Source organism: Mycolicibacter engbaekii (assembly GCF_002101585.1).
In the GTDB taxonomy this organism is placed as follows: domain Bacteria; phylum Actinomycetota; class Actinomycetes; order Mycobacteriales; family Mycobacteriaceae; genus Mycobacterium; species Mycobacterium engbaekii.
The window spans coordinates 344,170-355,874 of the sequence record NZ_LQOT01000069.1; the positions used below are offsets into that span (position 1 = coordinate 344,170).

Sequence of the window (11,705 nt, forward strand, 5' to 3'; positions counted from 1 at the left end):
AGAAGGGGCGAGGAGACCAGAATGCGGCACTACTACAGCGTCGAGGCCATTCGCGCCGCGGAGGCACCGCTGTTGGCGAGCCTGCCCGACGGTGTGCTGATGCGGCGGGCCGCATTCGGCCTGGCGACCGCGATCGCCCGGGAGCTGACGGCACGCACCGGCGCGGTGGCCGGGCGCAGTCTGTGTGCGGTGGTGGGTTCCGGCGACAACGGCGGCGATGCGCTGTGGGGGGCGACCCTGCTGCGCCGGCGCGGCGCGGCGGCCACCGCCGTGCTGCTGGAACCTGAGCGCGCCCACGCCAAGGGGCTCAGGGCGTTTCGGCGTGCCGGCGGCCGGATCGTCGACCGCGTACCGCCGACAACAGACCTGGTGATCGACGGCGTGGTCGGCATCTCCGGGCGGGGCCCCCTGCGACCGCACGCCGCCGAGGTCTTCGCCGCGGTCGAGCGGGCGAACATTCCGGTGGTGGCCGTCGACATCCCCAGCGGCCTGGACCCGCACACCGGTGCGGCCGACGGTCCCGCCGTGCACGCCGCGCTCACCGTCACCTTCGGCGGTCTCAAGCCGGTGCACGCCCTGGGGCAGTGTGGGCGGGTCGAACTCGTCGATATCGGCCTGGATCTTCCGGCCACCGACGTGCACGGGCTGACCGCCGCCGACGTGGAGCGGATCTGGCCGGCGCCCGGACCGCGCGACGACAAGTACACCCAGGGTGTCACCGGTATCTTGGCCGGCTCGGCGACCTACCCGGGCGCGGCGATCCTGTGCGCCGGGGCGGCCGTGGCGGCTACCTCAGGTATGGTCCGCTACGCCGGAAGTGCTGCTGCCCAAGTGGTTTCGCACTGGCCCGAGGTGGTTGCGGCACCCAGTCCGGCGGCCGCGGGCCGGGTGCAGGCCTGGGCGGTCGGCCCCGGCCTGGGCACCGGCGAACAGGCCGCTGCCGCACTGTGGTTCGCGCTCGGCTCCGATCTGCCGGTGATCGTCGACGCCGATGCGCTGACCATCCTCGCCGCCCACCCGGACCTGGTGGCCGACCGCAGTGCCCCCACCGTGCTGACACCGCACGCCGGCGAATACGCCCGGCTGGCCGGGCATCCGCCCGGCCCGGACCGGGTCGGCGCGGCCACCGAACTGGCGGACCGGTTCGGCGCCACCGTGCTGCTCAAGGGCAACGTCACCGTCATCGCCGATCCGTCCGGGCCCGTCTATCTCAACCCGGCCGGTGCCTCCTGGGCTGCCACCGCAGGCTCCGGTGACGTGCTGTCCGGGATGATCGGCGCTCTGTTGGCCTCCGGACTGCCCGCCGCCGAGGCCGCCGCGGCCGCCGCATTCGTGCACACCCGTGCCGCGGCGGCGTCGGCCGCCGACCCCGGCCCCGGCGACACCCCGACGTCGGCGTCGCGCATCCTGGCCCACATCCGCACCGCTCTGGCCCAGCTATAGAGGAGTCGCAGTGACCCATTCCCACCCGTCCGTGCCGGCACACTCCATCGCGCCGGCCTACACCGGCCGCATGTTCACCGCACCGATCCCGGCGCTGCGGCTGCCCGACGATCCGATGGACTCCGAGGCCGCCTACCGGTTCATCCACGACGAGCTGATGCTCGACGGCAGTTCCCGGCTCAACCTGGCCACCTTCGTCACCACCTGGATGGACCCCGAGGCGTCGCAGCTGATGGCGGAGTCGTTCGACAAGAACATGATCGACAAGGACGAATACCCCGCAACCGCGGCCATCGAACAGCGCTGCGTGTCGATGGTCGCCGACCTGTTCCACGCCGAGGACCTGCGCGACGACGATCCCGCCAGTGCGATCGGGGTGTCCACCGTCGGGTCCAGCGAGGCGGTGATGCTGGGCGGGCTGGCGATGAAGTGGCGCTGGCGCCAGAAGGTCAAAGACGGCTGGCGCAACCGCACCCCGAACCTGGTGATGGGCGCCAACGTTCAGGTGGTGTGGGAGAAGTTCTGCCGCTACTTCGACGTCGAGCCGCGCTACCTGCCGATGGCGCAGGACCGTTATGTGATCACCCCCGAGCAGGTGGTCGACGCCGTCGACGAGGACACCATCGGAGTGGTGGCCATCCTGGGCACCACCTACACCGGAGAGCTCGAACCCGTCGAGCAGATCTGCGCGGCGCTGGACGCCCTGGCCGCCGGCGGCGGTCCCGACGTACCGGTGCACGTGGACGCGGCCAGCGGCGGGTTCGTCGTGCCGTTCCTGCACCCGAGCCTCAAATGGGACTTCCGGCTGCCGCGGGTGGTGTCGATCAACGTCAGCGGCCACAAGTACGGGCTGACCTATCCGGGCATCGGCTTCGTGGTGTGGCGGGGCGCCGAACATCTGCCCGAAGAGCTGGTCTTCCGGGTCAACTACCTGGGCGGGGACATGCCGACGTTCACCCTCAACTTCTCCCGGCCCGGAAACCAGGTCGTCGGCCAGTACTACAACTTCCTGCGGCTGGGCCGGGCCGGCTACACCGAGGTGATGCGGACGTTGTCCGACACCGCGCGCTGGCTGTCGCACCGGCTGGCCGTCAGCGAACATTTCGAGGTGATCAGCGACGGCTCGGCGATCCCGGTGGTGAGCTTCCGGCTGGCCGGCGACCGCGGCTACACCGAGTTCGACGTCTCCCACGAGCTGCGCACCTTCGGCTGGCAGGTCCCGGCCTACACCATGCCCGAGGGCGCCGAGGACGTCACGGTGCTGCGGGTGGTGGTCCGGGAGGGCCTGTCGGCCGACCTGGCCCGGGCACTGTTCGACGACATCGCCAAGTCGGTGGCCGCGCTGGACCGAATCAAACCCGCGGGACACTACGACAATCAGCAGCATTTTGCACACTGATCTGCCGGAACCGGAGAGCAGCCGGTGCCGCTGAAGGGCGCGGGGCAGGGGGTGCCGCGCCGGTTCTGGGACAATCGAGGCTGACATGACTGCCGTATCCCGAACATCGGGCCTGCTCGCCGAAGCGCTGGTGGACCTGGACGCCATTGCCCACAACGTGCGGGTGCTGGCCGAGCACGCCGGCCCCGCCGCGCTGATGGCTGTGGTCAAGGCCGACGCTTACGGCCACGGTGCGGCCCAGGTGGCGCGCGCCGCGCTGGCCGCCGGTGCCGCCGAGCTCGGGGTCGCCACCGTCGACGAGGCCCTGGCGCTGCGCGCGGCCGGTATCGACGCACCGGTGCTGGCCTGGCTGCACGGGCCGCACACCGACTTCGCGCCCGCGCTGGCCGCCGACGTCCAGATCGCCGTCTCCTCGGCGCGGCAGCTCGACGAGCTGCTCGAGGCGGTGGGCGCCACCGGGCGCACCGCCACGGTCACGGTCAAGGCCGACACCGGCATGAACCGCAACGGGGTGGGTCTGGCCGACTTCGAGGCGCTGGTGAGCGCACTTCGACGAGCTGTTGCCGAGGACGCCGTCCGCGTTCGCGGCCTGATGTCGCATCTGGCCTGCGCCGACGAGGCCGCCAGTCCGGTCAACGATATCCAGGCCCGCCGGTTTTCCGAGCTGCTGCGCATCGCCGGTGCGCACGGCCTGAGGTTCCCGATCGCGCATCTGTCCAATTCGGCCGGAGTGATGACCCGCCCCGATTTGGCCTACGACATGGTGCGGCCCGGAATCGCCCTCTACGGCCTGAGCCCGATCCCCGAGCGCGGTGCCATGGGCCTGATTCCGGCGATGACCCTCAAATCGACGGTGGTGCTGGTTCGCCCGATCAAGGCCGGCGAAGCCGTCTCCTACGGGCAGACCTGGATCGCCCCGGCCGACACCACCCTGGCGCTGGTGCCCATCGGCTACGCCGACGGGGTGTTCCGAACGCTGAGCGGACGATTCGACGTGCTGATCAACGGCCGACGCCGGCGCAGCGTGGGCCGGGTGTGCATGGACCAGTTCGTCGTGGACCTGGGACCCGGCCCCGTCGACGTCCGCGAAGGCGACGAGGTCATCCTCTTCGGGTCCGGCGCGCACGGCGAACCGCTGGCCCAGGACTGGGCCGACGCGCTGGGCAGCATCCACTACGAGGTGGTCAACAGCCCCCGCGGACGGGTCGCCCGAACGTATCGGGGCGCTGATGGCCGGTAAGCGCAGCGGCTCCCGGGCCGGCGGCTGGCTGGCGGGGACGGCCGGTGTGGCGGCTGTCGGCACCATCGCCGGGAGCACCATCTTCCGGTCGGTGACCCGACGTACCACCGCCGAGGACGCCTATGGCGCCGAGGATTTCGCAGTGCTGGGCCAGGACCACAGTTCGGTGGTGGTCACCGACGACGGCGTCGAACTGGCGGTGCGTGACGTCGGGCCGCGCAACGCGCCGCTGACGGTGGTGTTCGCGCACGGATTCTGTCTGCGGATGGGGTCCTTCCACTTTCAGCGGGCCCGGCTGGCGGCCGAGTGGGGCGATCAGGTGCGCATGGTCTTCTACGACCAGCGCGGCCACGGCGATTCCGGTGTTGCGCCACCGGAGACCTACACCGTTCCGCGGCTGGGCCAGGACCTGGAGGCGGTGCTGGCCGCGACCGTGCCGCGCGGCCCGGTGGTGCTGGTGGGGCACTCGATGGGCGGTATGACGGTGTTGGCGCACGCGCGGCAGTTTCCGCAGCGCTACGGCAACCGGATCGTCGGCGCGGCGTTGATCGCCTCAGCCGCCAAGGGGGTTTCCCGCTCCCCGCTGGGCGAGATCCTGCGCAATCCGGCGCTGGAAGCCGTGCAGTTCAGTGTGCGGTATGCGCCGAAACTGGTGCAGCGCGGTCGCGGTGCGGCCCGCAGGGTGATCGCGCCGATCCTGCGGGCCGCCTCCTATGGCACGGATCGGATCAGCCCGAGTGTGGTGGCGTACTCCGAGGAGATGATGCATGCCACCCCGGTCGCCACCATGGTCGGCTTCCTGCACGCCCTGGAGGTGCACGACGAGAGTGCCGCGCTGGCGACGCTGGCCAAGATCCCGACCCTGGTCGCCTGCGGCGATCGTGACCTGCTGACCCCGGTGGGGTACTCGCGGGCGATGGCGGCCACGCTGTGGGATTGTGAGCTGGTGATCGTGCCCGGGGCCGGGCATCTGGTGCAGCTGGAGGAGCCCGATGTCATCGATGAGGCGCTGGTGCGACTGGTGGAGCGGGCCACCCCGCGCCGTGTCATGCTGAGCCGCCGACTGCACCGCAGGGCGGGCCGCAGTGGCTGAGCGGCAGGAGGCCACCCTGGCCACGGCGCAGGACACCGTCGCGCTGGGGGCGCGGCTGGGCGCTGGGCTGCGCGCTGGTGACGTGGTGGTGCTGTCGGGCCCGCTGGGTGCTGGAAAAACGGTGCTGGCCAAGGGAATCGCGGCAGCACTCGACGTCGACGGCCCGGTCACCTCGCCGACGTTCGTGCTGGCCCGCGAGCATCGGGCCCGCCGGCCGGGCAACCCGGCGATGATTCACGTCGACCTGTACCGCCTGCTCGACGAGACGGGCCTGGACCTGCCGGCGCAGCTGGACTCCCTGGACCTCGACACCGAACTCGACGACGCCGTGGTGGTGGTGGAGTGGGGCGAGGGTCTGGCCGAGCGGCTCTCCGATCGGCACCTCGACATCCGGCTGGACCGTGCGGCGGACTCCGAGACGCGCACGGCGACGTGGCGGTGGTATCAGGCATGAGCGCAGCGATTCTGACCATCGACACCTCCACCCCGGCCGTGACCGCGGGCCTGGTGGCGACCGACCGGCGCACGGTGCTGGCCGAGCGGGTCACCGAAGACGCCCGCGCCCATGCCGAACGGCTCACCCCCAACGTGCTGGCCGCACTGGCCGACGCCGGTCTGGGAATGGCCGACCTGGCCGCAGTTGTGGTGGGCTGCGGGCCCGGACCGTTCACCGGCCTGCGCGTCGGGATGGCGAGCGCTGCGGCCTACGGTCACGCCCTGGACATCCCGGTGTACGGCGTGTGCAGCTTGGACGCGATCGGGGTGCGCACCGCGGCCACCGCGCTGGTGGTCACCGATGCGCGTCGCCGGGAGGTCTACTGGGCCCGCTATCGCGACGGCATCCGGGTGGCCGGGCCGGACGTGGCTGCCCCCGCCGACGTCGACCCCGCCGATGCGGTCGCGGTCGCCGGCTCGCCCGCGCACGCCGGTCTGTTCGGTCTGCCGACCCTGGACATCGCCTACCCGAGTCCTGCGGGACTGCTTGCCGCGGTACACGATTGGGGGGATCCTGCAGACTCGCTGGTGCCGCTGTACCTGCGCCGCCCAGACGCCAAGCCCTCGGTCGGCGGTCCCAGCTTCGCCTCGCCTGCGGCGAGCCTCGCTGAACCGCCGGTGCCCTCGGTCGGCGGTCCCAGCTTCGCCTCGCCTGCGGCGAGCCTCGCTGAACCGCCGGTGACGCTGGGACCGTTGACGGGCGGCGACGCGGTGCGCTGCGCCGAGCTGGAGGCCCAACTGTTCGGCGGTGACGACCCGTGGCCGGCGGAGGCGTTCCTGCGGGCGATCGGAACCCGCGACCATCACTACGTGGCCGCCCGGATCGGCGATGCACTGGTGGGCTACGCCGGAATCGCGCGCCTGGGACGCACCCCGCCGTTCGAGTACGAGGTGCACACCATCGGGGTGGACAAGGCGCATCAGGGGCGCGGCATCGGCCGCCGGCTGCTCGCCGACCTGCTGGAGTACGCCGACGGCGGCACCGTGCACCTGGAGGTCCGAACCGACAACGCTGCGGCCATCGCGCTGTACCGCGACGTCGGATTCGTTACGACCGGAGTCCGCAAGCGCTACTACCGCAACGGAGCAGACGCCTACACGATGAGCCGGGGAGCGATCTCATGACACGCGCCGGCGACGACGCACAGCCAGGCGATGAGGGGCGGTGGCGCAGATGACAGTGGTGCTGGCCATCGAATCCTCCTGCGACGAAACAGGTGTCGGAATCACCCGGCTGAACTCCGACGGCACGCTGACACTGTTGGCCGACGAGGTGGCCTCCAGCGTCTCCGAGCACACCCGGTTCGGTGGGGTGGTGCCCGAGATCGCCTCGCGCGCACATCTGGAGGCCCTGGGGCCCACCATGCGGCGGGCGCTGGCGACAGCGGGGGTGGACAGGCCCGACGTGGTCGCGGCCACCATCGGCCCGGGGCTGGCGGGAGCGCTGCTGGTGGGCGCCGCCGCCGCCAAGGCGTACGCGGCGGCCTGGGGAGTCCCGTTCTACGCCGTCAACCACCTGGGCGGTCACCTGGCCGCCGACGTCTACGCACACGGCCCCCTGCCGGAGTGCGTGGCCCTGCTGGTCTCCGGCGGCCATACCCACCTGTTGCACCTGCGGTCGCTCGGGGAGCCGATCGTCGAGCTGGGCAGCACCGTCGACGACGCCGCGGGGGAGGCCTACGACAAGGTGGCCAGACTGCTCGGGCTCGGCTATCCCGGCGGGCGGGCCCTGGACGAGCTGGCTCGCACCGGTGACCGGGAGGCCGTGTGGTTCCCGCGCGGAATGACCGGCCCACGCGACGCTCCCTATGTGTTCAGCTTCTCGGGACTCAAGACCGCGGTGGCGCGCCACATCGAGAAGAACGCCAGCGATCCGGCGTTCTCGCCGGCCGATGTGGCGGCCGGGTTCCAGGAATCGGTTGCCGACGTGCTGACCGCCAAGGCGGTGCGTGCGGCCACCGATCTGGGCGTGGGCACCCTGCTGATCGCCGGCGGGGTGGCCGCCAATTCCCGGCTGCGCGAGCTGGCCGAGCAGCGCTGCGAGGCGGCCGGTTTGACGCTGCGGATCCCGCCGTTGCGGTTGTGCACGGACAACGGGGCGATGATCGCGTCGTTCGCCGCGCACCTGATCGCCGCCGGCGCGGCGCCGTCGCCGCTGGACGTGGCGACCAATCCGGGCCTGCCGGTGGTGGCGGGTCAGATCCGCTGATCTATTCGCAGCGGGGTCTCCTTGAGTGCTAGCACTCTCATGTATAGAGTGCTAGGTGGCAGTCGGTCGGTTTCTCGCTCGGCACCCGCGACGACGACGCGAGGGCTGGCACGAATGCCGAACACCTTAAGTAAGTACGTTCCGATGGGCTCGGCGTATGCCGGGTCGCATCCAGACAATGTGGAGGGCTCCAATCGTGGCGAGCGTGAACATCAAGCCACTCGAGGACAAGATCCTCGTTCAGGCCAACGAGGCCGAGACCACGACCGCTTCCGGTCTGGTCATTCCGGACACTGCCAAGGAGAAGCCGCAGGAGGGCACCGTCGTCGCCGTCGGTCCCGGCCGGTGGGACGAGAGCGGCAGCAAGCGGATCCCGCTGGACGTCGCCGAGGGCGACGTCGTCGTGTACAGCAAGTACGGCGGCACCGAGATCAAGTACGGCGGCCAGGAGTACCTGATCCTGTCCGCGCGTGACGTGCTGGCCGTCGTCGGCAAGTAGCCACGAAGCAACCACCGTGCCCGCCCCGGAGATCCCCGTAATACGGGTGATGTCCGGGGCGGCACGCGTAGAGAAAAGGGCGCAACACCTATGAGCAAGCAGATTGAGTTCAACGAGGCCGCGCGCCGGGCGATGGAAGCCGGCGTGAACAAGCTCGCCGACGCCGTCCGGGTGACGCTGGGCCCGCGGGGGCGCACCGTGGTGCTGGCCAAGTCCTTCGGCGGCCCGACGGTGACCATGGACGGCGTCACCGTGGCTCGGGACGTCGACCTGGAAGACCCGTTCGAGAACCTCGGCGCGCAGCTGGTCAAGTCGGTGGCCACCAAGACCAACGACGTGGCCGGCGACGGCACCACCACCGCCACGGTGCTGGCCCAGGCCATCATCTCCGGCGGCCTGCGCAACGTCGCGGCCGGCGCCAACCCGATCGCGCTGGGCTCCGGCATCGCCAAGGCCGCCGACGCGGTGTCGCAGGCGCTGCTGGCCGCGGCCACCCCGGTCTCTGGCAAGGAGTCGATCGCGCAGGTGGCCAACGTGTCCTCGCGCGACGAGGAGATCGGTGAGCTGGTCGGCGAGGCGATGACCAAGGTGGGCAGCGACGGCGTGGTCAGCGTGGAGGAATCCTCGACGCTGTCGACCGAGCTGGAGATCACCGACGGTGTCGGCTTCGACAAGGGCTTCCTGTCGGCGTACTTCGTCACCGACTTCGACGCGCAGGAAGCCGTGCTGGAGGACGCGCTGATCCTGCTGCACCGCGACAAGATCAGCTCGCTGCCGGACCTGCTGCCGCTGCTGGAAAAGGTCGCCGAGGCGGGCAAGCCGCTGTTGATCATCGCCGAGGACGTCGAGGGCGAGCCGCTGTCGACCCTGGTGGTCAACGCGATCCGCAAGACGCTCAAGGCCGTTGCGGTCAAGGCGCCCTACTTCGGCGACCGGCGCAAGGCGTTCCTGGAGGACCTGGCGATCGTCACCGGTGCACAGGTCGTCAACCCCGACGTGGGCCTGACCCTGCGCGACTCCGGCCTGGATGTGCTGGGCAAGGCACGCCGGGTGGTGGTCAGCAAGGACGACACCGTGATCGTCGACGGTGCCGGGACCGCCGAGGCCATCGCCGGTCGGGTCAAGCAGCTGCGCGCCGAGATCGAGACGACCGATTCCGACTGGGACCGGGAGAAGCTGCAGGAGCGGCTGGCCAAACTGGCCGGTGGCGTCGCCGTGATCAAGGTGGGCGCGGCGACCGAGACCGCGCTCAAGGAGCGCAAGCACCGGGTCGAAGACGCGGTGGCGGCGGCCAAGGCCGCGGTCGAGGAGGGCATCGTCACCGGCGGTGGCGTGGCACTGGTCCAGGCCCGTGCGGCGCTGTCGGAGCTGGCGTCCTCGCTCAGCGGCGACGAGAAGCTCGGCGTCGAGGTGTTCGGCGCCGCGCTGACCGCGCCGCTGTACTGGATCGCCGCCAACGCCGGTGTCGACGGTGCGGTGGTGACCGCCAAGGTCGCCGAGTTGCCGGCCGGGCAGGGCTTCAACGCCGCCACGCTGTCCTACGGTGACCTGGTCGCCGACGGTGTCATCGACCCGGTCAAGGTGACCCGCTCGGCGGTGCTCAACGCCGCGTCGGTGGCCCGGATGGTGCTGACCACCGAGACCGCGGTGGTGGACAAGCCCGTCGAGGTCGATCCGCACGCCGGCCACGGTCACGGGCACGCGCACTAGGTAGCCGGTTCGCAAACAACACCCCCGGCCTTATGGCCGGGGGTGTTGTCATACCCGGTGCAATACGATGAACATGCCGAAACACGGAAACGTGTCCCTGGGGCGCGCCCTTCTCAGGCTGACGATGGCGGGCATGGTTTTTGTAAGCGTTGGACCATTGCACTTTTTGGCTGGTTTTGCGGTTTCGGAGATCGTTGCGTTGTTGTCGGGCTTCACTATCGAAGGGGCGGTGCATATGGCCAAGGAATCTGTTATACGGATGGTCCGCATCGTTGAGCTTGGGAAGGCGCGCCTCTTTCCGTACAGGGTTACCCTGCTGACGAGCCTGTGAGAGTCAGGCGAAACGGAAAGACGGCATCATCAAACCCGTGTTCGATGGGTGGGAGAATGACTCCGGCCACCCGACCCTGTTCCGGGTCTACCGACCTGTCACGGTCAGCGCAGCGGAGGCGCTGCCCAGCAACACCCGGAAGCTCGGGGGCGGCCAATGTCCGGCGGGGGTGCGGGCGGTTCGGCACCCAGACCGAACTCCGGATGCCTGGCCGTCAGGTGGCCTCGTTTATGCGGTCGGTGTTGGCTGGTTGGCTTGGTTGGCGCTGGTGATGGTGCCGACCAGCAGCGAGAACGGTCGGTCGCGGCTCCTCATGCCGCTATGCTCAGCGGCCGAAGCGTCGAACCGAGCTAACCCGCCTGGGCCTCGCGATCGTTTGGGCAGTGGATCCTGCCCTCCGGGGCCACTGTGTAGGTAGCCGCTAACCGAAACGGGCCCGAGTCCGCATAAGTAAAACCGTAGGCCAGCCGCGCGGAACGGCGACCCGCGACACTCCTAGCGCCCCTAACCCCTGTTCACGGCTCGTCGCTGGTCTGCAGGCTCTTTCGGTCGAAATTGGGCAGTGCTTCAACCTGGTCATACGCGTCGAAGATGGCGTCCATTCGCTCGATGGCAAGTGTTTTGCAGTTGGTGAGGTCTTCGCCGCCGCGATCCAGGATCGAGACGAGGTAGTCCAAAACCTGCACGGTATAGCCGGTCGCGTTTATCGCGTTGTTGGCCCGAAACACCACAAAATGCCAATCAACGCTCGACTCGACATCTTCGCGGTACACCGGGTCGCGGAACTCAGCCGCCATGTGCACTGCCCAGTCTCGGAACTTGAAGACCTGCTCCACGCAGGACTGGACGGGTCCACTTTCCTTGGCCTTCAGACAGAAGTGATATTTGAGGGTCTCCGCGATACGCTTTTCGCGGGCAGTGCCATTCTGCTGCCACGTCTCATTGTGTGGATGAGGGCCGCACCGGCTTTTGACCGTCGCGTAGAACGCGTCGAGCGCGAAAGCTGATGCGGTTATCGCACGCATAGTCGCGCGAAGTTCGTTGATCATCGCCCGATCAAGCTCGCGGTTCAACCGATCCTGTGTTTCACCAGTTGCCTCATCCGTTTGCGATAACAGTTGCGGTACACGATCCGCCGCCTGACTCGCAGCGCTCGCGGCCTCAATCGCATCTTCAAGCCAGAACGGCCACATGTCAGTTCGCAGCTTGAGGTTGCGTCCAGCAGAGTGGTGTACGAGCTGGGCCGGCTGGTGAGGTCCGGCGTGTCGTAGCCGAATGATTGAAGG

Annotated in this window: 11 protein-coding genes; 10 read left to right on the top strand and 1 reads right to left on the bottom strand. The window is 69.6% G+C overall.

Going from position 1 to position 11,705, the window contains the following annotated elements; genetic code table 11:
- The first annotated feature begins 21 nt into the window (after positions 1–21).
- The 10 genes from AWC02_RS18285 to AWC02_RS18330 all read left to right on the top strand — a co-directional run bounded on the left by AWC02_RS18285 (position 22) and on the right by AWC02_RS18330 (position 10,419).
- The gene (locus tag AWC02_RS18285) at positions 22–1,443 is read left to right on the top strand and encodes an NAD(P)H-hydrate dehydratase (RefSeq protein ID WP_085130085.1); all 1,422 of its coding nucleotides are present in this window, start codon (positions 22–24) and stop codon (positions 1,441–1,443) included.
- 10 nt (positions 1,444–1,453) lie between these two features.
- Complete coding sequence (gene gad / locus AWC02_RS18290) at positions 1,454–2,842, top strand: glutamate decarboxylase (RefSeq protein ID WP_085130086.1); 1,389 nt, start codon at positions 1,454–1,456, stop codon at positions 2,840–2,842.
- Positions 2,843–2,927: 85 nt separating this feature from the next.
- Positions 2,928–4,082: an alanine racemase gene (gene alr, locus AWC02_RS18295; RefSeq protein ID WP_085130087.1), complete on the top strand. Its 1,155-nt coding sequence runs from the start codon at positions 2,928–2,930 to the stop codon at positions 4,080–4,082.
- Complete coding sequence (locus tag AWC02_RS18300) at positions 4,072–5,175, top strand: alpha/beta fold hydrolase (protein WP_085130088.1); 1,104 nt, start codon at positions 4,072–4,074, stop codon at positions 5,173–5,175. The genes alr and AWC02_RS18300 overlap by 11 nt, the downstream gene beginning before the upstream one ends.
- The gene (gene tsaE / locus AWC02_RS18305; protein WP_085130089.1) at positions 5,168–5,629 is read left to right on the top strand and encodes a tRNA (adenosine(37)-N6)-threonylcarbamoyltransferase complex ATPase subunit type 1 TsaE; all 462 of its coding nucleotides are present in this window, start codon (positions 5,168–5,170) and stop codon (positions 5,627–5,629) included. The genes AWC02_RS18300 and tsaE overlap by 8 nt, the downstream gene beginning before the upstream one ends.
- A complete protein-coding gene (gene tsaB / locus AWC02_RS18310; protein WP_085130090.1) occupies positions 5,626–6,795 on the top strand; it encodes a tRNA (adenosine(37)-N6)-threonylcarbamoyltransferase complex dimerization subunit type 1 TsaB in 1,170 nt (389 codons plus the stop codon). Before tsaE ends, tsaB begins: the two co-directional genes overlap by 4 nt.
- A gap of 49 nt (positions 6,796–6,844) precedes the next feature.
- Complete coding sequence (gene tsaD, locus AWC02_RS18315) at positions 6,845–7,879, top strand: tRNA (adenosine(37)-N6)-threonylcarbamoyltransferase complex transferase subunit TsaD (RefSeq protein ID WP_085130136.1); 1,035 nt, start codon at positions 6,845–6,847, stop codon at positions 7,877–7,879.
- Positions 7,880–8,075: 196 nt separating this feature from the next.
- Positions 8,076–8,378, top strand: coding sequence for a co-chaperone GroES (gene groES / locus AWC02_RS18320; RefSeq protein ID WP_085130091.1), 303 nt, complete (start codon positions 8,076–8,078; stop codon positions 8,376–8,378).
- A 90-nt stretch (positions 8,379–8,468) separates the two neighbouring features.
- Positions 8,469–10,088 (top strand): chaperonin GroEL, encoded by a 1,620-nt coding sequence (gene groL / locus AWC02_RS18325; protein WP_085130092.1) that lies wholly within the window; start codon positions 8,469–8,471, stop codon positions 10,086–10,088.
- A 67-nt stretch (positions 10,089–10,155) separates the two neighbouring features.
- Positions 10,156–10,419 carry a hypothetical protein gene (locus AWC02_RS18330; RefSeq protein WP_133055663.1) on the top strand — a complete coding sequence of 88 codons (264 nt, stop codon included), beginning with the start codon at positions 10,156–10,158 and terminating at the stop codon, positions 10,417–10,419.
- A gap of 515 nt (positions 10,420–10,934) precedes the next feature.
- On the opposite strand, the gene AWC02_RS18335 is transcribed toward AWC02_RS18330, so the two are convergent.
- On the bottom strand, positions 10,935–11,705 hold a 771-nt coding region (locus AWC02_RS18335), incomplete at its 5' end, for a hypothetical protein (RefSeq protein WP_207568082.1).

Bases quoted from the DNA above. Each gene is read 5' to 3' on its own strand.
- AWC02_RS18285 (WP_085130085.1), top strand. From the start codon at position 22: ATGCGGCACTACTACAGCGTCGAGGCCATTCGCGCCGCGGAGGCACCG.
- alr (WP_085130087.1), top strand. From the start codon at position 2,928: ATGACTGCCGTATCCCGAACATCGGGCCTGCTCGCCGAAGCGCTGGTG.
- AWC02_RS18300 (WP_085130088.1), top strand. From the start codon at position 4,072: ATGGCCGGTAAGCGCAGCGGCTCCCGGGCCGGCGGCTGGCTGGCGGGG.
- tsaB (WP_085130090.1), top strand. From the start codon at position 5,626: ATGAGCGCAGCGATTCTGACCATCGACACCTCCACCCCGGCCGTGACC.
- tsaD (WP_085130136.1), top strand. From the start codon at position 6,845: ATGACAGTGGTGCTGGCCATCGAATCCTCCTGCGACGAAACAGGTGTC.
- groL (WP_085130092.1), top strand. From the start codon at position 8,469: ATGAGCAAGCAGATTGAGTTCAACGAGGCCGCGCGCCGGGCGATGGAA.
- AWC02_RS18330 (WP_133055663.1), top strand. From the start codon at position 10,156: ATGAACATGCCGAAACACGGAAACGTGTCCCTGGGGCGCGCCCTTCTC.